This window comes from Zooshikella ganghwensis DSM 15267 (assembly GCF_000428585.1).
Lineage (GTDB): Bacteria > Pseudomonadota > Gammaproteobacteria > Pseudomonadales > Zooshikellaceae > Zooshikella > Zooshikella ganghwensis.
Map to the genome: position 1 here is coordinate 1 of NZ_AUAF01000071.1, position 24,138 is coordinate 24,138.

The 24,138-nt window shown below is 38.1% G+C and carries 16 protein-coding genes and 2 pseudogenes; 8 read left to right on the forward strand and 10 right to left on the reverse strand.

Translation table 11 applies throughout. The annotated features are described in order from the left end of the window. From F607_RS29945 to F607_RS29955, 4 genes and pseudogenes are all read right to left on the reverse strand, one after another. Nucleotides 1-202, reverse strand: a pseudogene (locus F607_RS29945) (IS982 family transposase); the annotation flags it as partial. Nucleotides 203-304: 102 nt separating this feature from the next. After that, nucleotides 305-1,651, reverse strand: coding sequence for a glutamine synthetase family protein (locus F607_RS0115140; protein WP_027708762.1), 1,347 nt, complete (start codon nt 1,649-1,651; stop codon nt 305-307). A gap of 223 nt (nt 1,652-1,874) precedes the next feature. Beyond that, the gene (locus tag F607_RS32920) at nt 1,875-3,503 is read right to left on the reverse strand and encodes a M12 family metallopeptidase (RefSeq protein WP_051311525.1); all 1,629 of its coding nucleotides are present in this window, start codon (nt 3,501-3,503) and stop codon (nt 1,875-1,877) included. Between the two features lie 451 nt (nt 3,504-3,954). Beyond that, nucleotides 3,955-4,593, reverse strand: a complete 639-nt coding sequence (locus F607_RS29955) for a LexA family protein (protein ID WP_038291512.1) — start codon at nt 4,591-4,593, stop codon at nt 3,955-3,957. A gap of 801 nt (nt 4,594-5,394) precedes the next feature. Between F607_RS29955 and F607_RS32925 the strand changes: the two genes are divergently transcribed. Together F607_RS32925 and F607_RS0115160 are read left to right on the forward strand one after the other, a co-directional pair. Then, complete coding sequence (locus F607_RS32925; protein ID WP_051311526.1) at nt 5,395-5,766, forward strand: Mor transcription activator family protein; 372 nt, start codon at nt 5,395-5,397, stop codon at nt 5,764-5,766. A 193-nt stretch (nt 5,767-5,959) separates the two neighbouring features. Continuing rightward, nucleotides 5,960-6,226: a hypothetical protein gene (locus F607_RS0115160; RefSeq protein WP_027708763.1), complete on the forward strand. Its 267-nt coding sequence runs from the start codon at nt 5,960-5,962 to the stop codon at nt 6,224-6,226. A gap of 39 nt (nt 6,227-6,265) precedes the next feature. Here F607_RS0115160 and mnmL read toward each other — a convergent pair whose 3' ends face one another. Continuing rightward, nucleotides 6,266-7,168, reverse strand: a complete 903-nt coding sequence (gene mnmL, locus F607_RS0115165) for a tRNA modification radical SAM protein MnmL/YtqA (RefSeq protein WP_027708764.1) — start codon at nt 7,166-7,168, stop codon at nt 6,266-6,268. 325 nt (nt 7,169-7,493) lie between these two features. Here mnmL and F607_RS0115170 point away from each other — a divergent pair, with 325 nt between their 5' ends. The 3 genes from F607_RS0115170 to F607_RS29965 are packed head-to-tail and all read left to right on the forward strand — an operon-like array spanning nt 7,494 to nt 12,436. After that, a complete protein-coding gene (locus F607_RS0115170; RefSeq protein ID WP_027708765.1) occupies nt 7,494-10,076 on the forward strand; it encodes a polynucleotide kinase-phosphatase in 2,583 nt (860 codons plus the stop codon). 19 nt (nt 10,077-10,095) lie between these two features. Further along, nucleotides 10,096-11,499, forward strand: a complete 1,404-nt coding sequence (locus F607_RS0115175) for a 3' terminal RNA ribose 2'-O-methyltransferase Hen1 (protein WP_027708766.1) — start codon at nt 10,096-10,098, stop codon at nt 11,497-11,499. A 25-nt stretch (nt 11,500-11,524) separates the two neighbouring features. Further along, nucleotides 11,525-12,436, forward strand: a complete 912-nt coding sequence (locus F607_RS29965) for a nucleotidyltransferase domain-containing protein (protein WP_038291515.1) — start codon at nt 11,525-11,527, stop codon at nt 12,434-12,436. A 354-nt stretch (nt 12,437-12,790) separates the two neighbouring features. On the opposite strand, the gene F607_RS0115185 is transcribed toward F607_RS29965, so the two are convergent. Beyond that, nucleotides 12,791-13,603: an NPP1 family protein gene (locus F607_RS0115185; RefSeq protein ID WP_027708767.1), complete on the reverse strand. Its 813-nt coding sequence runs from the start codon at nt 13,601-13,603 to the stop codon at nt 12,791-12,793. A gap of 459 nt (nt 13,604-14,062) precedes the next feature. On the opposite strand from F607_RS0115185, the gene F607_RS0115190 reads away from it, so the two are divergent. The 3 genes from F607_RS0115190 (at nt 14,063) to F607_RS0115200 (ending at nt 19,159) form a co-directional block, all read left to right on the forward strand. Then, nucleotides 14,063-15,841, forward strand: a complete 1,779-nt coding sequence (locus F607_RS0115190) for a choice-of-anchor I family protein (RefSeq protein WP_027708768.1) — start codon at nt 14,063-14,065, stop codon at nt 15,839-15,841. Between the two features lie 129 nt (nt 15,842-15,970). Next, a complete protein-coding gene (locus F607_RS0115195) occupies nt 15,971-17,287 on the forward strand; it encodes a ComEC/Rec2 family competence protein (protein ID WP_038291516.1) in 1,317 nt (438 codons plus the stop codon). Between the two features lie 231 nt (nt 17,288-17,518). Continuing rightward, nucleotides 17,519-19,159 carry a Vps62-related protein gene (locus F607_RS0115200; protein WP_027708770.1) on the forward strand — a complete coding sequence of 547 codons (1,641 nt, stop codon included), beginning with the start codon at nt 17,519-17,521 and terminating at the stop codon, nt 19,157-19,159. Between the two features lie 101 nt (nt 19,160-19,260). On the opposite strand, the gene F607_RS0115205 is transcribed toward F607_RS0115200, so the two are convergent. The 4 genes and pseudogenes from F607_RS0115205 to F607_RS35155 form a co-directional block, all read right to left on the reverse strand. After that, on the reverse strand, nt 19,261-22,479 hold the full coding sequence (locus tag F607_RS0115205; RefSeq protein ID WP_027708771.1) for an ATP-binding protein: 3,219 nt from the start codon (nt 22,477-22,479) through the stop codon (nt 19,261-19,263). Nucleotides 22,480-22,512: 33 nt separating this feature from the next. Beyond that, nucleotides 22,513-23,550, reverse strand: coding sequence for an ABC transporter substrate-binding protein (locus F607_RS0115210; RefSeq protein ID WP_027708772.1), 1,038 nt, complete (start codon nt 23,548-23,550; stop codon nt 22,513-22,515). A 195-nt stretch (nt 23,551-23,745) separates the two neighbouring features. Further along, nucleotides 23,746-23,856 (reverse strand): DUF924 family protein, encoded by a 111-nt coding sequence (locus F607_RS33590; RefSeq protein ID WP_338112631.1) that lies wholly within the window; start codon nt 23,854-23,856, stop codon nt 23,746-23,748. 22 nt (nt 23,857-23,878) lie between these two features. Next, nucleotides 23,879-24,138, reverse strand: a pseudogene (locus F607_RS35155) (IS4 family transposase); the annotation flags it as partial.

Here is a 24,138-nt window from a genome sequence, read left to right on the forward strand (position 1 = left end):
GCCAATGTTCGCGAAAATACCGCCAGATATGTGTATCTTCATCTAGCCCAAAAAACTCCCCGATGAGCTCCATTGCAATCACTTCAGGATCAGAAAGGGAAGGCATAGTCCCTCGTTCACGTAATCGCTGGCCTTTAAGTAAATCATTAAAGGTATCATCAACCCAGCAATAAACTGCTATGATAAACTCTTCTACTGACATCCCCTGTCCCTTTGAATTTGTTTCGGCAAAACAAAGGTTGGGGTCAGGGGTTGTCATTTCAAACTAATAAAAGTCGAGCATCGCGTTACATTAAACGAATACTTAAACTGTCATCAGTAAGTACTTTCGTTCCCAAGAACTTATAATCCGCTTAAAGTTTTCACTTTCAGCTTCTTTAACCGCTATATAAGCCCTGACAAACTTTTTACCTAACATTTCACATAATGGCTGGCAGTCTTCAAGCATCATAAGTGCATGTTCAAGACTTAGAGGTAAACGCATACTTTCTGAGTCATATGCACTACCCTCAAAAGGTGCAGTAGGGTGTAACCCTTCACTCATGCCCATGTAACCACACAGCAAAGAACCAGCGATGGCAAGATAAGGGTTTGCATCAGCCCCTGGTAGACGGTTTTCAACACGCTTATTTTCCCCTTCTGAGTCAGGAACACGGAGTGCAACTGTGCGATTATCCACGCCCCATTCAACATTCACAGGCGCGGACTCCCCTGGTAAAAAACGCCGGTAAGAATTTACATTGGGGGCAAATAAAGGCATTGCTGAAGGCATATACTTTTGTAAGCCTGCAATATAGCCGTAAAAAAAATCTGTATTTTCCCCATTATCACCAGTGAAGATATTACGTAACGTTTTCTGCTCATGAATACTTTGATGCACATGCATAGCACTACCAGGTTCATCGGATATAGGCTTAGCCATAAACGTCGCTGTCATATTGTGCTTTAAGGCAACTTCTCGCACAGTGCGCTTAAATAAAAAAACCTGATCTGCTAGCTCAAGCGGACTACCATGACGGAAGTTTATTTCCATTTGGGCAGTCCCCTCTTCGTGGATAAGAGTATCAACATCTAACTGTTGTGCTTCACAGTAGTCATAGATATCTTCAAACAGTGGATCAAACTCATTCACTGCATCAATACTGTAGGATTGTCTACCAGTTTCCTGACGACCCGAGCGACCAACAGGAGGTTCCAATGGGTGATCTGGATTAACATTCATTTGAGTCAAATAAAACTCCAGCTCTGGCGCAACGATTGGCTGCCAGCCTTTGCTGGAATACAGTTTAAGTACTTTTTTTAGTAAGTTACGCGGTGATAGCTCAATAAGATTACCTTTTTTATCATAAACATCATGGATAATTTGCGCTGTAGGCTCTAGCGCCCATGGTACATGGTAGATAGCAGTCTCATCGGGCCGCAGCCTTACATCTACTTCTGCAGGGTCAATGACATCGTAGTACGGTTCTTCATCAAGGTAATCACCTGTTACCGTTTGGATCAGCACACTTTCAGGTAGTCGGACTCCTTTTTCTTTACAGAATTTATCTGCTGGCATAATTTTGCCACGGGCAATACCAGTAAAATCAGATATAAGACACTCAACTTCCGTTATTTTATTTTTCTTTAACCATTGAACGACCGATTCCATACTTCAAGCCTATTTGATTAGAGTACATATCATTAATAACTTAGCTTATTCTTCTACTCGATGCAGAAAACAACTGTCGTAAGCAGAAATGCTGACTGTACCCTTCACTGTAGCAATAACAACTTATAAAAAACCAGCCATATAAGGCTGGTTTAGATTTCCTTACTAATACTTATTGCAGCTACATTACACAGTATCGAGATTACAAAGTAAGATACCCATCTTAGAACACGTTTGGTAACAACAACGGTAAACTATAAAGCTGCTCTTTCTTAACAAAAAACCATTTTTGATTATTGCCACCGTGAAAATCCCATAAACCAAATTTCAGGGAGCTAATATAGTAATCCAACACTAAATCTCTATTTGCAAGATTTCGAATAAATTCTTTTTCTACTGCCCAACGGTTATTGTCATCATCTACACATTTTGCAGCAAAAACAATCTGTCCACGGCTTACTTCTGATACTTGTAAACAAACTTCCTTATCAACTTTTGAGCGTATAAAGCCATTAGTTTCAACAGACCATAACTGGTTTTTATCTGCCTGACAGTATACGGGCTTCACTGGAAATATTTTTCCATCATCAGATTTTTCTAGTGTTACGCAAGCACCTATAGCAGAAACAATCATTGTATATTTTTTATCAGGCCCAGGATCATTATCTTTCACTGTTAATTTGAAAACAGCACTAGTTTCCTCGCCCTGTTCATCAGCAGCTCTAATGGTTACCTTTGCAACACCTGTCATATCTTTGGCAGGTGCCATTACAATTAAACGCTGGCTTGGAGTATCACCTTTCTCAATTAAAATATTACTATCAGGTAGCAAAGCAAGATTATCTGACTGTGCTCCAATTTTAAGCTTTTCTACACCGCCATCATCGTAAAAATCTACCACTAAATCATAAACCTGATTTTTCTTAATTTCTGCACTACTGACTTTCATTTCAATTTTCGGTTTTTCGTTGGTCTCACTTGGATACATCCAATTAATTGTTTTAGCATCACTCTTCGTTAAGCCGTCATAGTTACCTAAATCGTCTAAAGGTATATTAGGGTCTTTAGGTGAAATTGTTGGCTGGTTTCTATTTTTAGCAAATGCCCAAGCATGGTAATGCATAACAGAATAATAATCATATGATGTGGCAGTCGTATCAGTATCGGACTGTTTTTGGAAGTTACCTTCCATACCACTTTGAATATTATTCCAATGAATGGTGACATACTTATCTCGATCTTTACGTGATTGCTCGTGATAAATCCCTAAAGCATGCATAAATTCATGGCCTACTATCGCACGAATTACACAACCATTGGTACTTAGCGACAGTCTTTGCGTTCCACCAAGCATACCCACGTAAGACCAACAACCTGATCCATTTTCGACAACAACTTTGTTTCGCTGTCGGCTATCTTCAACAAACTTAACATTAGTCATACCCTCAACATACTTTAATGCATCCCTTACCCTTTGACGGTATTGAGAGGGATAACTGCTATTAAACGAATAATATAAAATACCATTTGGCCAGCGAAGCCTAGTATTTGTTGAAGGTGCGCCAGACTGAACATCTTCACTGCTCGACCAAGATTTAACCGTCCACGGAGCAATACCATTTTTTTGAATATCCTTGTGTTCACCAAGGATAATATCACCACCATAAATAGCTAAGCCATCAACAATATGATAGGTTACTCTTTCATCTGTACCCCTTATAAACGAAGTTGCAGTAGGTGCATTCAGCAGAACTAGCTCATTTCGCTCAAAAGCGTAAAGTGACGTAGAAAATAAAGTGATAATAACTGGAAGAATAAAACGCATATAGCATTTCAATGTCATATGAAGCATAAACTGTCTCCCTGTTTAATTAAATCCTTAACCCTATTTTACTTGAATAGTTTTTTGAGTTTCAGTATCACCTCTATAAAGCTTATATATCTGAATAACTTATTTCGATAATCACAATCAGCTTTAATTTGCACTTTTATAACGTCGATTTTTTGTTCGACAGGTATCAGTATAGATAGGATTTAATTGAGTGAAATTTTTATGTTGTAATTGAAGGCAAGAAAACTAAAGCAAATAGTTATATCTTTGTGGCATAGTTTTTAGACTTAGTTAATTTTAAATTTCTATTAGTTAAAAATTATCTTTTTATTATTTGAGTAATCGGCTCTTAATATTGCTATAAAAAATATTAGGATATAAAACCATAAATAAAACAATTAAGGTAGCATTATGATGACTGTACAGAGGCCTTATAAAGTCGATAAGAAACAACCAAAAACAACTTATAGTTTTAAGTAAACACTCGCCCAGCAAAAACGACGGTACCTACAACAGAACACGACTCTCCTTTAAAGGGAATAATCTTCTCAGGCCAATCAGGATTCAGTGGCTTCAAATAACGCTGTCCACCTTCAATAATGAGCTGTTTAAACGTCGCCTCATTATGGTCATCTAACCGAGCAATGATAAACGAGCCACTACGGCACTCGACATTTGGGTCAACAAAAATTAAATCATCTTCATGAAACATAGGTTCCATACTGATCCCTTGAACTCTAAGCACAAAGGTATCGGCACTGCACTTAACAGGGCAACACAGCCGCTTTGCTTCGTAAAGTTCAACCTCATCAATAGGCTGCCATGCTCCCGCCTGGACCCAGCTCAATAAGGGATAGCCATCCTCTATAGTGTTTACCGCCTGTGTTGTTCGCTGCGAATGCTTAAGCCAGCCAGGTGGATTGATGCCAAATTGCAGCCACTCAGGAGAGACCTTCAACACTTCTGCAAGCTTCCCTAGACAGCGAGGGTTTTGCGTTAAACCGTCTTCAATCTTATAAATAGCCGTCTGAGAGATGTTGATAGCACAAGCTAACTCATCCTGTGTCAGGGAAAAATGCTCCCGCGCTAATTTTACTCTTTCGCCAACCATAGTTATGCTGCCTAAAAAATATTCAACACATGCTTGTACGATCTCTTTCTGTATCCGTGTTATTTCTAAGTCACGGTACTATATATCCCAATATCCCATAGCCAGAGATACCCACAGCCAAGCAGTTATCAGGGTGCGCGCATACTACACCACATGTCCATTTTGTGACAATCATAGTAAACAACTTCCAGTTGATTATAACAACTTTTAGTTGTAAAATTGAAGGCTTACAATGAAGCTCAAGGAGGTGAGAAAATTACGGGTATGGAGCATACCCAAAACCTGACTATACCCTCAAAGATGAATACTAACCAGATAAGGAGTGCAAACGTTTAACCTTTAGACGGTAACAACTATCAACACGCTCTTTAATAATTGTTTAAAACGTAGGAGGGATAATCTTGTTTTAAATTGACGTATAAAACAGTACTCAATGAGTATACCTAAAGTAATACAAATGAATTGAACTATAAAAAATTTTGACCTAATAGTAATACCTAGTTTGTACATATAACGCGTGATAACACACAAAGATGTGACTTAAAACGCCTTTGCCTGCAGTATTAGGTATGTTTTTTCCCTATAAGAGTTTATTAAGCCATGCAGGGCTCTTCAAAAACAAAATGACCTATTGAATATTATACAATGAAGAGTTCAAAAGATGGCGTACTTCTTTCCCTTAGAGGAATCCATTCTCGCAAATAATGATTGGCACTCCGCTGAAAAGGAGTAGCGAAAAACAGAACAACTTATAAACATTCTTTGCGAGTTTACAAAAGACTATCTTACTAGGAATAACAAATGAACACACAAACTTTATACGAAACAGAGTTACCAGGATTTCTAAAAAACGCTGCCAATATCATAGGGTTAGATGCCACCCTTACGTTAGCACAACGCTTAGGCGGTGCCAGGGTTTACATTCCCCATGATGCAAGACCTGATCATCCTCTTTCACTGGCTATAGGCCATGAAAGTGCAAAGCTTCTCTGTGAACATTTTTCAGGGGAAACCGTTGAACTACCTCGTAAATCCATTTTTATACGATCACGCAATGCTCTGATTAAAAAGTATCATGGCGACGGCTACTCAATTGATAGATTAGCATTAACATTTGGTATTACACGACGTCATGTTTACAATATTTTGTTCGAGAACTATAAGAAGCACTAACCTCTCCTAACTTTATATAAAGGCTGTCAGTCAAAATTTGGCTGACAGTATTCGTTTTTCATTTCTCTTACAAAAAAAATTGAAATTTTTCACCTACCAGCCTCTTCTACTATTCACTACTCTACTAATGGCTACACCCTTAGTACACAGTTTTGAGGTGTAATCAAAAATGTAAGACTATTTGGAGAGCAACATGCAGCCACATACAATACCGCATGGACACTGGCAGCTTGATAAAACAGTCAATATGACTCACATAATCAGCACTGTGACCGTTATTATTTCATTATTTGTTTGGGGGGGAACAATTGACAAGCGAATTGACCAAAACAGCCAAAATATACAACATATTACTGAACTTATTGCGCTTGAAAAAAACAGGGTGAATGAAATCACAGAAGATATTAAAAATGATATACGGTCATTAAATGATAAAACCGATCGACTCATTCGACCATAACCTAATTCGCCAACTTGTGTTTTCAAAAATGAAATAATATTAAGTTAATCCACTGCCTTGACCTCCTTTTTCATTAAGATGTTTAACAATTTGATTAATGACTGGCCAGCGATTATTACACCACTCAGGTGCTAATAATGTTGGCCATTTTGCCGTTGCTGATACTCGATGAAAAACTATTTCTTTAGGCGTATGGCGAATCATTTCTGCAGCAATCTCTGCATACTCATCAGCAGTCAGTATTGATAACAATCCATTTTTCCACTGCTTAGCCATTTGACTCCCCTTAACAATCATTAAGGGATGTAACTTTAACCCTTCACAACCTAAGTCAATTACTTTTGCCAATGTGTCAAAGCTTTCTTGAGCAGTTTCACCAGGCAAACCTACAATCAAATGCGTACAAATATTAAGCTCATACTGTTGTATTCGTTTAACGGCATCAACATAGGCTGCAAAATTATGTCCTCGGTTAATACGCTGCAAGGTAACGTCATTTGCAGTTTGCAAGCCAAGCTCTAACCAAACTTCATAACCTTGTTGTTGATAACTTGAAAGTAATGACAAAACACTTTCAGGAAGACAATCAGGACGTGTCCCAACACATAAACCAACAATGTTGTTGCTCTGTAATGCCTCTTCGTACATTTGTCGCAGAGCTGTCACTTCAGCATAGGTATTCGTATAAGCTTGAAAATAGGCTAAATATTTTTTAGCTCGCACATTTTCTTTTGCAGAGCTTAACTGCTCGCTTATATTTTTATTTGTCTTTACTTCACTATTAAATGAAGCATTATTACAAAATGTGCAACCACCAATGCCCAGGGTTCCATCACGATTTGGGCAGGTAAATCCAGCATGAATTGACAGTTTATGAACCTTCTCATTAAAACGCTGGCGTAGATACTGGCCAAACGTATAAACGTACTGATCTAACTGCATGTAGTTTTCCAAAGAGGTTATCGCTAAATAAAAACACGCTATGATACAGAGAACCATAAAATTTAGTTTGACCTAAGACACTTTGATTAGACTATCTAAATAGTTATTATTCTATTTATTCAGATAGAATCATGTTTATTCCAAAGAGGCCTCTAAACCAATAACTCATTCAATATCAATAAGTTATAAACATGGCATAGAATTAGCTGAATCGTGCTTACACTTTTAACTGGCGACAATACTTTTACACAGTTAGTAATAGCACCTAACGTTCACAGAGTGGGTTAGGCCGTGCTCAAGATGTTTAATAAATGATAATTCGCTAATGACCACAATAATGACAGAAAAAGAAATACAAATACCTGAAGTTGCATTAATTTTACTGGTAGGTACTTCAGGTGCAGGAAAAAGCACCTTTGCTCGCAAACATTTTTTATCGACAGAAATATTATCCTCAGATGTTTGCCGAGGCCTCGTCTCTGATGACGAAAATGCACAAGATGCCTCGGCAGATGCCTTTGATGTACTTCACCTCATTGCAGAGCATAGATTACGTCGTGGACTGCTGACGGTAGTCGATGCTACAAACGTTCAAGAATCAGCACGACGTTCTTTACTTCGAGTCGCTCGCAAACAGCATTGTTTAGCCCAGGCTATTGTTTTGGATATTGCTGAATCCACTTGTCTAGAACGCAACAAAACACGTCCAGACCGTGATTTTGGTCCTCATGTCATTCGTAATCAAGCCCGTCAGTTGAAGCGTTCAATGCGCCAACTCAAACGAGAAGGTTTTTCACAGGTCCATATTTTAAAAAGCGAAGAAGAGATCAATCAGGTTAGTTTCAAACGCATTCCGCTGTGGACCAATAAAAGAAACGAGACAGGTCCCTTTGACATTATTGGTGATATCCACGGTTGCTTTGATGAGTTAGTCACGCTCTTAACAAAGCTGGGATATCATGTAGATCAAAATACTGCGGATTCTGCTTATCCTTATTCAATTACTCCCCCCGCTCAACGCAAAGCTATTTTTGTCGGAGATCTTGTTGATCGTGGCCCGAAAAACCCTGAGGTTTTGCGCTTAGTCATGTCAATGATTCACCAAGGACATGCGCTGTGTGTAAGTGGTAACCATGATGACAAGCTCAAGCGTAAGCTGGAAGGCCGGCAAGTAAAAGTAAATCATGGCTTAGAGCAAACACTGGCCCAATTAGAAAGCGAGCCAGAAGCATTTATACAACAGGTTTCCAGCTTTTTAGATGGCTTAATAAGCCACTACGTTCTGGACAATGGTCGTTTAGTTACTGCTCACGCAGGCATGAAAGAACACTATCAAGGCCGAGCCTCTGGGACTGTACGCGCTTTTGCTCTCTATGGTGAAACCACTGGAGAGACCGATGAATATGGGTTACCTGTTCGTTATGAGTGGGCAAATGACTACCGGGGTAAAGCACTTGTCGTCTATGGACACACCCCCACTATTGAGCCTGAGTTCTTCAATAATACAATCTGTATTGATACCGGATGTGTTTTTGGTGGCAAGCTAACAGCGCTTCGTTATCCGGAACGAGAGCTTGTCAGTGTTCCAGCGTCACAGGTTTATTACGAACCTTCTCGCCCTTTATTTGAAGAGCAAGATACACGCTCCCTGCAACATCGTCATGATGATGTACTGAACATCAGTGATGTACAGGGTAAGCGTTTTATTACCACCCCTCTGCGTAACAAAATTTGTATTGAAGAGCAGTACGCGGCTGCCGCGCTGGAAACCCTTAGCCGCTTTACCGTTAACCCGAAGTGGATAAACTACCTGCCCCCTACCATGTCACCAGCACATGCGAGTGAAGAAGCTGACTTATTAGAGGATCCACAACAAGCGTTGGATTATTTCCAACAGATGGAAGTGGAAACTGTGATTTGCCAGGAAAAGCACATGGGATCGCGTGCGATTGTGCAAATTTGTAAAACACCCGATGTCTCTCGTCGGGTATTTGGTATTCAAAGTGAAGCTATTGGTTGTTGTTATACACGCACAGGACGACGATTTTTTAATGATGACACTTTAGAGCAAGCATTTTTACTTGAGGTTCAACAAGCCGTCACAAAGGCAGGCCTGTGGGATACACTCAAGACTGACTGGTTGACCCTTGATTGCGAACTGATGCCCTGGTCATTTAAAGCATCAGAATTAATCCGCCAGCAATATGCCGCTGTAGGTTGTGCAGGAAATAATGTTTTACCTGTCGCCTATCAGCTTCTTGAACAAGCAGCATTAAGGGGTGTTGATTTAAATGGCTTAAACCAACGCATTGCAACACACCATCAGCATATCAGTGGCTTTAGACAAGCTTATCAACAATATTGCTGGTCAGTAACTGAAGTGAATCAGCTAAAACTAGCGCCTTTTCATATTATGGCCAGTGAAGGTGCAATGCATACCGATAAAAATCACCAATGGCATATGGCGCATATCAGTGATCTGGCTAAAGCCAGTAAAGGCCTTATTCAAGCGACTGATTATCGCATTATTCATCCTGTAGAAGAACATGAGTGCCAGGAAGTCACCCAGTGGTGGCAAAGCCTACTCGAAAAGGGATCAGAAGGCATTGTGATCAAGCCCATGGACTTTGTCTGCCACACCAATGTGGGCTTGGCTCAACCTGCATTAAAAGTACGTGGCAAAGAGTATCTGCGTTTAATTTACGGTCCCAACTATGATGCCCCTGAAAATCTGGTTCGCTTAAAGAAACGAGGATTAGGTAAAAAACGTCGTCTTGCAATTAAAGAGTTTTCATTAGGACTAGCAGCCTTACAGCGCTTTGTGGGTCAAGAGCCTTTACGGCGTGTGCATGAATGTATTTTAGGTGTAATTGCACTGTCTGCAGAACCAGTTGACCCACGTTTATAAGCCTGTTGGAGTGTTTACAATGTTATTAACCTTATCCTTACAAAGTGATCCTGAAAACAATATTAAAGCGACGGACTTGAGTTACCTGCTACATAAAAATCCAGATCGTATCCACAGTTTTTCATTGAGTCACAGTACTGCGCATGTCTTCTATCCTCAGTATGATGAGGACCAGTGCCAGGTCGCTCTTTTACTTGAGGTGGATGCAATTGGCTTAGTCCGGACCTTTCGTGGACCAATGTCATCCAAACAACTTACTCACTATTTAAATGATCGGCCCTATACAGCTAATTCTTTTATGAGTGTGGCCTTGGCAAGAGCCTTTCGTTCTGCCATGGGAGGTCGCAGTAAAGAGCGTGAAGCACTAGTGGACTGCAAACTTCCATTAACAGTTCATATCCCGGTATTACCCTGTCGAGGAGGACAACCTGTTTTAGAAAAGCTGTTTTCTCCACTTGGTTATGAAATTTCTGCAGATCCTATTGCCCTCGATAATCAATTTTCAGAATGGGGTCATAGTCATTATTATCAGGTCACATTAAAAAACAACTGTCGTTTAGTCGATTTACTTTCTCATTTATATGTTTTAATGCCTGTGCTTGATAACGACAAACACTACTGGGTAAGTGCCGACGAAATTGAAAAATTATTATTACGCGGGGGTGATTGGTTAGCGCAACATCCCGCTAAAGAATTTATATCATTACGTTATTTAAAGCATAAAAAGCACTATGCTCAAATTGCTTTGGCTGCATTGGCACCAGAACAAATTGATGCAGAGGAAAAAGCCGATCAAGCTGAAGCCGAACTTGAAAAACCACTGACACTAAATCAACAACGACAGCAAAAAGTAATTGATACCTTACTTGCCCATCAGGTCCAATCCATTCTTGATTTAGGTTGTGGCGAAGGTAAATTAATGAAGTTACTGGCAAGCCATGCGCAATTTAAATCTATCGTTGGTGTTGATGTTTCATCCCAAGCTTTAGATCGTGCCAGTAGCCGACTTCGCCTAGAACATTGGTCCGAAAGACAACAGCATCGTATACAGCTTTGGCATGGCTCTGCATTCTACAGTGATTCCCGTTGGACTTCATTTGAGGCCATTTGCTGTATAGAAATGATTGAGCATATGGATGAAGACCGACTCGAAGCATTTATTGAAAATGTCTTTAACATTGCACAACCCAAACTGATCATCATCACCACTCCTAACCAGGAATATAATGTAGTATTTGGTTTATCTGAAAACCAACGAAGACATAGTGATCATCGCTTTGAGTGGACACGAACAGAATTCACAACATGGTGTCAGTGCATTGTGGATAACTATGATTATCAAGTAACACTCGAAGGCATTGGCACCAATGACAAAAACTACGGCCATCCAACACAAATGGCCGTATTTACACGCAGTACATAATTTACCCATAGCGAAGAGTTAGCTTATGAGCAGTACAACCCAGCAACTAATGAAAAAAAACCTGCTGCCGGGTATTCCTCCATTTTTAAGTGACGCAGTACATTACGAGGTCATCATGGGCTCCATGGCCTATGGTGTTTCAAATGATAGTTCCGATATGGATGTATATGGATTTGCGATCCCACCTAAATCAGACATATTTCCTCATTTACGCGGCGAAATTCCAGGCTTTGACCTAGCACAACCAAAGTTTCAACAGTATCAGCAACACCATATTTATGATTCATCGGCATTAGGTGGACGTGGTCGAGAATACGATCTGACCATCTATTCTATTGCTAAATATTTCCGCTTACTTATGGATAACAACCCAAATATAGTGGATAGCTTGTATGTTCCAAGAAACTGTATTTTACATAGTACAGCCGTGGGTGAACGAGTTCGGGAACAGCGCAAACTGTTTTTACACAAAGGGTGTTGGGCAAAATTTAAAGGTTACGCTTATGCACAAATGCATAAAATGAAAACTAAACAACCTGAAGGCAAACGCGCCAAAATGGTTGAACAATATGGTTACGATGTTAAATTCGCCTATCATGTTGTCCGCTTACTTTTAGAAGTAGAACAACTTCTTATCGAACAGGATATGGATTTAACCCTTCATAAAGAACAATTAAAAGCAATTCGGCGTGGCGAGTGGGATATACAACAAGTCAAAGAATTTTTTATTAAAAAAGAACAGCATTTAGAACAATGTTACGAACAAAGTAAGTTACCCTTTAAAGCTGATCAAAGTGCTATTCGACAACTATTACTAGAATGTCTAGAAATGCATTACGGCAGCCTTAGTGAGTGTATCAGACAGCCGGGTTTAGCCGAAGCCACGCTGGACCAAATACAACTGCTTATAAATCAGTATCAGCAGCGAATAAAATAAGTCTGCTAGCTTTTTAACCCCCTCCTAACCTCCCCCTTTGAAAAGGGGAGGAACTAATTGTGCTTACCTGGAACCAAAGATGCCTTATGCTTGCACGATCTCCTCCCTCTCCTTGGTAAGGGGAGGGTTGGGGTGGGGTTTGTGGTTTTATACTGCAAGCATCTTATTTGCCCGCTAGCTTTTTAACCCCTTCCTAATCTCCCCTTTTGAAAAGGGGAGGAACTGATTATGCTCACCTTCAACAAAAGTTACCTACAACTTGCACGACCTGCCCCCTCCCCTTACAAGTGGAGGGTTGGGGAGGGGTTAGCTAAAAGGCTGGCGCAAATATTAGATTATCAACATATTAAAAGATTATCCTTTATGATTTGGATTAGACGCTTCAATATCCTGTTCTGAGAAAAGTGGATACCCATCAGGTCGATTATCATTTAACCTTGTTCTGAAGTTACTATCTTTTAAAGGAATGGTCGCTTTTCCATAATCAAAGCTATTTAATTTATTGCGCATTTCTCGATTAGCAATACCATCCCCCACTAATTCGTACCAACTCACTATAGTGGGTGTCACAAATTGACCATAAGGGTTTTCAGCAATTTCATTCGACTTTGCAAAACGCATTGCATGTGTAGAAATACCATCTTTATGATAAACAAACTTCACATGAGCCCCTTCAAAAGGTACGTTTGAAGCTGGCTTTGTATATAATTTCCCATGTGCGCTGTAACTTGCATGGGTGATTTTACCGTTGGTCGTCCAAATAGCGACATGCTCCCAATCATGACGATGACCAAAAACATCTATCCACGCGGCCACTTGATCTTTTTCAAAATATAATGCGTAAAAATGACCACAAAATTGATCCTTGCTTGAAGATGTGCAAGCATATCGATGAAGTGTATTCGAAGTATTTAGAAAATTATTGTCATTACAACCTTCTGCAAGCCCACCCGAATTTTTTAAACCTGGGTTTTTTCGTCCATCACGACTTATACCTGCTGCAGGAAGGCAGCCATCGGTATCAAAGTCAAAAACAGGCTCTTGAGTGTTTATAATATTATTAGCAGGAACTGCTTGATCAAGCTTATTAAAGTCATCCGCATGCGTCATTGTCACTAACAACACACTTATTGCAACAGGAATATACGATGCAGCTTTAATCCTCATTTAAAAGGTTCCTTTGTAAACGATGAGCTATAATTCAAAGGCTGTAGTTATTATTCTTATTATAAAAATAAATTTAATACTAATTTTGCAGACGCAAATTATATTATCGTATCTATAACTAAACTACATTATAGGCACATTTACAAACAAGATATAAAGAGTATCAAGATGTATATTATTTTATAGTTTATTCATTCAACACCTATGTAGCTACTTTTACTGTAATAGCACAAATACATTTACAGTCTCATTAAGCTAAAATGGAAATCATTACTTTTTTACCATTTACATAGTTATTGTAAATGAATTAAAGCAACAAAAATGATTACAACTAATTACTTGATCAAAGCAAGCAAGTCAAAAAGAAAATAACACCAACAAAATATCGTCAACATGTAACAATTTAATTACAAAATAGTATTATTCTTTTATCACCTTCGTTACAAGGAAACCGCTTTTGTGAAAACACAACTACAGTCCATACTAGCAATATGTTTAACAACTACATATATTAGTTCATGCGCTTCAAATGACTCACACCCCATTAAAAAACTAGAAATTGACTGTTTTGCATCTCTACTTTCAGCACAAAGCAAAGCACCTGTTAGTGGTTTAACGTTAATAGGAACATCAATCGCTGATGCTGATTTTGCCACCTCAGCAGCAGAGATTGTCAGCTATGATAGTTGTACAGACAAGCTTTATGTAGTCAATGCCCAGGCCAAGCAAGTAGATATCATAAGCTTAAATGATCAAGGCAAGCCTTATTCTACAGGCGCGATAAATCTACAATTAGCAGGTAAGCATGCTGGCATTAAAATTGGTGCTGCAAATAGCGTTGCAACGCATCAAGGGCTGATTGCTGTTGCTATTGAAAATGCAAATAAACAGGCACATGGCATTATACGTTTATATCGCTCAGATACTCTAGCATTGATTAATACATTTCCTGCTGGTGCACTGCCTGATATGGTCAGTTTTTCAAAAGATGGTCGCTATATTGCTACAGCCAATGAAGGGGAACCAAGCTCAAACTATCAAGTAGATCCAGAAGGGAGTATTACGCTAGTCGATTTAATCCATGGACCACTGAATGCGGAAATAAAACAAATTAACTTTAAAGCATTTAATAAAGCTAACTCTCGTAATCATGAGCTACCAAACACTGTTCGTATTTCTGGCCCCAATGCTTCTGTTGCTCAAGACCTTGAACCAGAGTATTTAACATTTACTGATAACGGAAAGCTTTTTGTTTCATTACAAGAAAATAATGCACTGGCTAAAATTGATGTAGAATCAGCTCAGATCGATGCTATTTTAGGTTTGGGTCGTAAATCATGGGCATCCTATGGGTTAGATGCATCTAATAAAGATAATGTCGCTGGCCATCTTAAATATTACCCACAGCTTGAAAGCCTATATATGCCTGACAGTATTGCCAGTTATACGGTTAATGGCAAAACATACATTGTAACAGCCAATGAAGGTGATGGACGAGAGTATGGTTTTACCACCACTCAACACGTATGTGATCAATTAGGCTATTCCTGGGATAGTGAGGATTTCAATGGCACAGATGATTACACCACTAAAGAAGGTTTTTGTATTGCTCACTCTGATGAAATACGTGGCAAAGAACTGAATATCGCGAAAGACCACCCTTTAGCCAAAGCACTTAAAGATAAGAAAAAACTCGGCCGACTCAAGCTTGTTAAACCCAATAAAAAAATTCCTGCAAGCAAACCAATAGAATTATTTGGTGCTCGTTCTTTTTCCATTTGGGATGAACATGGTCAGCTTGTTTATGATAGTGGAGATGACTTTGCAAAAATTGTTCTGACCAGCGAAAAACAACACTTTAATAGCACTAATGACAACAACGATAGCGGCGATGACCGTAGTGATGACAAAGGTGTCGAACCAGAGGCTATTGAAGTCGCTTATATTAATGGTCGCCACTACGCATTTATTGGTTTAGAACGGCAAGGAGGCATCATGATTTACAATATTTCTAACCCTGCAATGGCCAAATTTATTACTTATGTTAATAATCGTAACTACCAAGAAAGTGTTTGTACAAAAGTTGATGATGGTGAATGCGATAACGGTATTTATAACCCTAAAGCCGGAGATCTTGGTCCAGAATCAATAGAATACTTCCAGCGCAATGGGCAACATTTTCTTGCCGTTGGTAATGAAGTAAGCGGTACTACCTCTGTTTACCAAATTAATCTTTAGTTTTATTTTAGTCTTTTTTGAATAAGAAATAATTAATACACAAAAAAATGGGAGAAATAATATTATTTCCCCCCATAATAACCTATTTGGGATAACAGAGCCCTTGCTAGGGATAAGAAGTATTTTGAAATGACTTGTGCACGTAATTTTCTTTATATTATCAGTAGCATTCTGGCTATTCTTTCACCAGCCATAATAGCTAAAACCGTAAATTCAAACTTAGTAGGTAAAGATTTACCAAAATGGCAATCAGGTTATTTAGATATTCATCATATTAATACAGGGCGTGGCGATGCAGCGTTTATTGTTTTTCCTGACAGTACGACATTATTAATTGATGCAGGGGATATTTCAGAGTCTCGACCTCGAACCTTAACAGCAAGAAACGCAAAGCTTGTACCAGATGATTCAAAGACAGCCGGAGAGTGGATTATTGACTACATACGTCAGTTTCATCCAAATAAGGAGACAGCCAACTTAGATTATGCTTTGATCACACATTTTCACGAAGATCATATGGGTGAAGTTGATGAAACCTCTAAGCAGTCTAAGCTTGGTGACTTTCAGATTACAGGTATAACAGAAATTGCTGAGTCTATACCCATAGTAACTTTGATTGATAGAGCCTATCCTGGTTATTCATTACCAGAACCTATGCTATCTGAAGCCTATAAGAACAAAATGTATTCTTCTCAAGACCTTGATGATCAATCTTTTATTAAAACTATGGAAGCTTATTGGCATTTTATTGCTTGTCATAAGAAACAAGGTATGCAGATACAAAGTATTGATGTCGGCTCAAAACAGCAAATCAAGCTGAAAAATCACCCTAATAAATACCCTGAATTCTCAATTGCTAATATTCATGGTAATGGAAAGGCATGGACAGGATGGAACAATACAACATTTTCACTGTTTGATGATGAAAAAATACCAGGAGAAAACAATCTAAGTATAGGCATTCGTATAAGTTATGGGCAGTTTGACTATTATACTGGAGGTGATATTTCAGGTAATGATGACTATGGTTCCCCCGACTTTTCCAGTGAAGAAGCTAAAGTAGCTCCGGTTATTGGTCCTGTCGATGTTGCCACACTAAATCATCATGGTAATAGTGACTCTCAAAGTACCTTCTTTGTTCGGACTATTCGTCCTAAAGTCTGGATTCAGCAAAACTGGTCATCTGATCACCCCAGCGATGAAGTATTAAGCCGTATCTCATCAACATCACTGTATCCTGGAAAGCGTTATATTTTTGCAAACAACTTATTAGCCGCAACGAAGAATGTCATTGGTTCTAAAGTAAGCAAAGCTTACAGTTCAACCCAAGGACATATTGTTGTTAGAGTCTATGAAGCAGGAACAAAATACCAAGTTATTCTATTAGATGATTCAACAATTGAACGGAAAGTAACTGCATTGTTTGGACCATTTGAGTCGAGATAATTTGCTGACTGTGATAACGATACCCTGCCAGTCTTATCCCAGTAGACTCATTCGTTATCCCAGCAAGCTTTTGTTTTATCCCAAAACCAATGACTTAATCCCAAACTATTAGATTTACCCTAGTCCGCAGGATAGAGTGGTAAACATATCGAAAAGCGGTAATAACGTTTTTCTAAAGTAAGCTTCATTTTCAGTTTAATTATCGGACCTCATAAAATAGGGATAAATTTTATGAACAAAATACTTACGTTTACTGCTCTTGTCGCCTGTATTAGTGCAGCAGCCACAGGTTACGCTAATAATGACCCAACAGCTAACTCCTTAGAAATAAAGTACGTTAACGAATATGATTTAGTATGGTGGGACAAAGGCTCTGGGGGGGATCATGATGGCAGTTATTACAGCCCTAAACCACCGGCTGGTTATTACCGGTTAGGTCATTATGGACATGGCGGATATGGTCATCCTACTGAAGCATCTGTTGTCGTTAAAGCGTTGAAGCCAGGATTATTAGAGAGACCCGTCAGCTATTCTAGAATATGGAAAGACTCAGGTTCAGGGGCAGATTGGGACGGCTCTTTTTGGCAACCAAATCCACCCAATGGCTACAAATGCTTAGGTACCGTTGTTAGTCGACACCATGGTCAGCCTTCTCTAGATGAAGTACGCTGTGTTAAAAGTGATCTTGTCGTTTCAGGTAAGCTAGGTGGTTGGATTTGGGATGATAGTGATACGGGGGCAGATGATGACTTTGGCTCCTGGAAAATTGTGGCTAATGATGCAAATGGCATCAGTGTTAATTCATTTGTAGGTAATAATAGTCACTCTGCACCTGGCAGCAGTCCATTATTTTACGTACTTAAAAAGGCTTCAATATTAGCAGCAAAATTATCACAGGCTGAAGTAACAAATTTGATTAAAAAACATGGACCCATTTTATACCTGCACCCAGATGAAAGGTATAAGCTGGACTCTCCTTTTAGATACATCAATCAAGCATATCTGGTTAACTCTAAAGGTAATAAAATAAAGACTTCAACTGATACCTTTAAAGCCAACTATGACTACATAAAAGCAGCAGGTAACATTAATAGCAATGTTAAAGATAACATCTGGTTAGAGCCGGCTAATGGCGATGCATCAAGACCCGGAGACTTAAATGCCGCTAAAGCCATTGTGCACATCAAAGATACCATACCAGGTTATACCGACATTCAATTCTGGTACTTTTACGCATACAATGGACCAGGCACTGCCAAAGTGAGATTTGGAGAAATCTATAACCATACTGGTGAATTAAAACCATTTGGCGAACATACTGGTGATTGGGAGCACGTAACACTTCGTTTTGATAATAGCAATAAGTCGCTAACCTCCGTATACCTATCTCAGCATAGCTATGGTGAACAAAGAGCACCAAATCAACTTGAGTGGGATGGTAGCCATGTCGTTATTTATTCTTCAAAAAATGGCCATGCCAGCTATGCTTCGCAAAGTGATAATGATCATAGAGTACTACACAAGTGTATCCAGGAAATCTTCGGCAACTGTGTTGGACACCTAGATGTAGACCTTAAAAACTATACCGCCAAAGGTAACCGCTTTAATACATATGAAGATGGTAAATACCATATTGTAAACTATACACCTACTAATTGGGCTGAAATGGAGTTTAGATGGGGACCTGTCAAAGATGTTCATATGACTATTGAACAGGCTGAAAAAGTAGCAAGAGACTTCTTTGGACCTTTCATAGGTGGATCTCCTGCAGCTTCAATTGGTGCAGCGTTATTCTCTAAATTTTATAAAGAGAATCAAGGCGGTCCAACTAACATTGGAACCAAAGGCGATTGGAGTAATAATGAGTTTTAAATGACTCAACTAAGTACTATAAAATAGTTGAATCTGCCTTTCATGTGCCCTCTTAGTTACTTGCTAACTAAGGGGGCTAAGTGTTTTCTTACCATATGCTACTAGACAACCAGAGCACCTTTAAATTTTTCAGGATAGTGCTTCTTAAGTTCAGATAAATACTTTTTTGCCAATGGCACTTGCTGGTCATATTCCAGATAGATGATCAACTGGCTGCTACTTACTGACTGTACTCTACAAGGGTTAACCACATAGGAACGGTGAACCTGAAATAAGTATTCACTTTCAATATAAAATAAAATTTTCTTAAGTGGAATACGGATAATTTCTTCCTTAATACCATCATTAACTAACTTAACAACAATACAGTAGTTTTTTTCAACCTTGATAAAGAGAATACTTTGCAATATTGGCGTAATATAACTTTGAATAAGCGCATTGTCTGGGTTTGCGCTTATTCGGCGTATTTGCTCAACGCTTCTCTGGGTCTGTAGCACTATGTTACGTACCCACTCCTCTGACGAAGATTTTGGAAAAGATGCTGCCAATGTATAGTAACTAGATATTTTCACAAACATTGCTACTAATTTATTATGAGTCTCAATCAATTCGGTATCTTTTTCCAGGAATGAAGGGTAACTAGTAAGTAGTTTATCAGCTGATTCGCTATGACTGATTGTTTTTCCTTCAAAAAATGTAGCTGCAGCATTTATTAAGGGATCATTAGCCAGTAACTCATAAGTTGCTAAAATCATTTCTTCATGAGATTTAAACTCACAAATATTATTTGAAAATTGATGCAGCTGACTCATACGCTTACGATGAATGAGTAACTCTAACTGAATTTTAACCCTAGCCAATAGCTCATCTTTAAAGAATGGTTTAGTTAAGTAGTCATTACCACCTACATTAAAGCCATGCACTAAATCCCTCAACTGATTACGGGCCGTCAAAAAGACAATCGGTAAATCATAGCTTGTAAACTCTTCACGTAATATTTTACAAACTTCATAGCCATCCATTTCAGGCATCATAATATCTAATAAAATAAGGTCTGGTTTATTTTTGTTAATATAATTTAAAGCATCTTCACCAGAATAGGCAGCAATAACTTTGATGTTACTCTCATTTAAGTGATTTAAAATAATATCTAAATTAATAGGTTCATCATCCACTGCTAAAATTACAAAATCTTTAACTTGACCTTCTGTTATTTGTGGTGCTTCTAGCATGTCACTAAACTCAACAGGTGCCTCTAGGGCAGATGCAGAATATTGTAACAACTCATTATCTACTGATGGTAACTCATCACTGACAGGAAGAGTAAAAATAAAGCGTGTACCTTTTGAAAGTATAGATTCTACTTTAATACTTCCACCATGAAGCTCTACAAGCTGTTTGGTTATAGACAAACCTAAACCAGTACCACCATAACTACGATTAGCACCTGAATCTGTTTGTTTAAATGCATCAAAAATACGTGCTTGATCTTCTGAATTAATGCCAATTCCAGAGTCACTGACTATCACTTCTACATTATTTTCTTTAACTTTAGCAAGAATCTGAATCTCTCCTACATCAGTAAATTTAATCGCATTACCAATTAGATTTTGAAATATTTGCTGTAAGCGATATTGATCTGCATGCACACAAATATCATTGGGTACTAAATTTACCAATACGACTGGTTTCTTATTGATTAACGAAGCAGAAATAGAAATATCTAAGTCAACAATTTGGCGAAGATTCAGTGATTGTTTTTTTAATCTAATTTGCTTTTGTTTGAGTTTAGCCGCATCGAGGATATCATTTACTAAATTCGATAGTCTCCTACCACTATTAATGATGTTAGTTAAAGTTTTGGTATAGCGATCAGGAACACGACCCACTAGTGATTCCGCTAGACCAATAATACCATTTAAAGGTGTTTTTAGCTCATGGGTTGTATTGGCAAGCAAGTCATTTTTAAACTCATCAAGCTTTTTCAGATCGATATTTTGCTGCTCAATTTTATGTATTTTATCAGCGATAGCTTTTCGCATAGTACCAAAACTATTCGCCAACCTGCCAATTTCATCATTCCTCTGGATATTGATAGCTTGAGATAAATTCCCACCTGCAATTTTTTCTGCGATATTTGTCAGAGCAAGAATAGGTCTCGCAATTGTACTCGCAGTCAAATACCCAATTAATATAATCAATCCAATTACGATAATTGCGATTATAATAGCTAGTTTTTGTAATTCTGTAATCGTTGCAAATGCTTCTTGCGTTGTGACTTCAGCAATAAGTGCCCAGCGTTCGTTAAACACTGTAATCGGAGTATAAGCACTCAATACTTCATCACCCAGATAGGATGTTGTCACTAAGATATTAGCTTTGCCATCAAGTGCTTCATTGACAGCCAGTGTTGATATTGAAGAAGTACTTGTTTTTTTAAATGTAGCTTCAATTGAATATCTATCAGGAGCTCTGTAACCATTTGATCGCATGAAATGATCGGAACCAACAAGATAAGTTTCGCCAGTACTGCCTAATCCAGCTCTAGTTGACATAACTTTATCAATTTTTGCAAAAGGTATCTGAAAAATAATTACGCCCTGAAATTTACCATATTCATAAAGCGGAACAGATATAAATGACGATATTTTATAATCAATTTTATCAAAACTTGTGAATATTATATTATTTATATCATTTTTGCTTGCTGCCTGTTCAGCAACCTTGAACGCTTTTCCTAGTCCCGTGTTAGCATAATCTCCGTTCACTAAATTTTGACCAAAGCTTTTTTCTTTAATAACAGAGTAAACAATATCTCCGTTATTGGTAACCAGGTATAAGTTATCAAAGCTAAACTGATCAATAATTTTTTTTAAAAAAGGATGTATCTCTTCATGACTATAATCATAGTAATCCCTGTTAGCATTTATATTGGTTTTTTCAGCTTCTGTTCCTACCACAAATAATTTTTGTAGAATTGTCAAAGCACCCTTATCCGTTTTTGCTAAAGGTTTTATATCTTCTTTAAAGCTTGATAGGTACTTCAGTATATAAGTATTACTTGTATTAGCGAACTTACTATCTACATTACCTACAAGATATTGTATTTGGTCATGAACTTGCTTAAAGTATTCATCCAAGTTTGATTTCTTGATATCCCTCAAAGAAGATAGTTGATTTAATGCTTGTTGCTCTAGATTTTTTGTAAAATAGCTCAACATTAAAAATGAAATAGTAACAAATGGTACTATACTAATTACCAAGTAGGTAAAAGTAAGCTTATTTTTTATACTTAAGTTATTAAATAATCGACGCAACATATTTACAAAACTTATGAATATAAAGTGAATAACTCAGTTTTTTAATACTCTTTTTTTATAAAGCTCAATCAGCCTATGCCGATTTTGTCCTGCCCAGGTGAAATCATAATCAATTAACTGACTTCTATTAACTTTTGGTGCTCTCGATAATCTCTGCATTTTTACCAGGACAGGATTTTGGTAGTTTGACTGAATAAACAGCCTTTGTCCTTTCTCAGAGAGAATAAAGTCTATTAGTTTTTTGGCTGCTGCTGGATTCGGTCCATTTTTGATTAAGCTAAGCCCACCTATTTCATGTCCTGTTCCTTCCTCAGGTACAATAATATCTATATTTTTTTCAGGAAATCTATTTTTTTCTTCAACCCATTCATGTAGAAATGTTATTGTGATTGCTAAGCGTCCTTGAGAAGTGAGTCGTGAGTGCGAATTTAAATATCCTGCAAGATTATTATGAAGTTTATCTAGATAATTAAATGCAGCTTCTTCTCCCATCATTTGAACAAGTGTCGCTACTGTCGTGTAGGCTGTTCCTGAGACCATGGGGCTTTTCATGCCTATAAGACCATGGTACTTACTTTCTACTAATGACTGCCAACTATGAGGCACAGGAAGATTATTTGCTTTTAAAATATCATTATTGACAATAAATCCTAGCACTCCAGTATAAAGCCCTGTTACGCTGTTATTACCAAGTGGATTACGAAATGTTGGATCAAGTTCATCAAAATTAGTTGGACGATAAGGCTGAATCAACCCTTCATACGCAGCTTGTGCATGTGCACCAATGCTCCCGCCTATCCAGACATCGCCCTTCGGTTGATCACGCTCACCTTCTAATCTTGCTAACGTTGCTCCACTACCATTCATTCTATATATATGTGCTTTAATTCCTGTAGCTTTTCTAAACGCTTTACTTACCTCATTGCTAAAACTCGTAACAGAATAAACAACAACGTGACTTTTCCTTTCTTTAGCACTTATTAACCCAGCATAAACAATTAGCAAGCAAAGCAACCAAATGCAATTTATTCTACTCACTATACTATTCAGTTGCTGGCTTTTAACTGACATAAACAGCTAGCCTGATATATATCATAATTATGCTTTATCTCCTTACCACTAGTTTAAATGTATACAACTGCTTAATTTCTATGCTAACCACACTTTAGTTGGTATATATCATCTTAAAAATCACTATTTTATTAACTTAACATTAGATGTCATTGATATTTATCCAATATAGGTGTAACTGAGAATTCTATAGAATTATTGTCCAAAATTTGTACCTTTCTCCTCTAAGTATATTGTTTCTTCTGGAGTGGAGATACGTCCCAATGTTCTATTTCGATGAGGAAAGCGACCAAACTGCCTTATAATTTTCTGATGTTGAACTGCATAGCTATGTACAGGACAAAACTTTCAGGGAGTGCCGAAATACTGCCAGGTTAACACTTCCTTCTACTAGTACCCTGTGTAAGTAATCAAGCCCTAGACGAAATAAACTTTTCGGTTTTCGGCCATGCTTTTTAAGCTTCAGTGGCTTAAGACTATTTTGCCATATACCCAATTTGAATGACCATGCTAATGCCAAAGCACAAACAAAAAATAGCTTTTCGAGACGATCTAGTTCCTGTAAATGCGTGCTTTCTAAGTCAAATC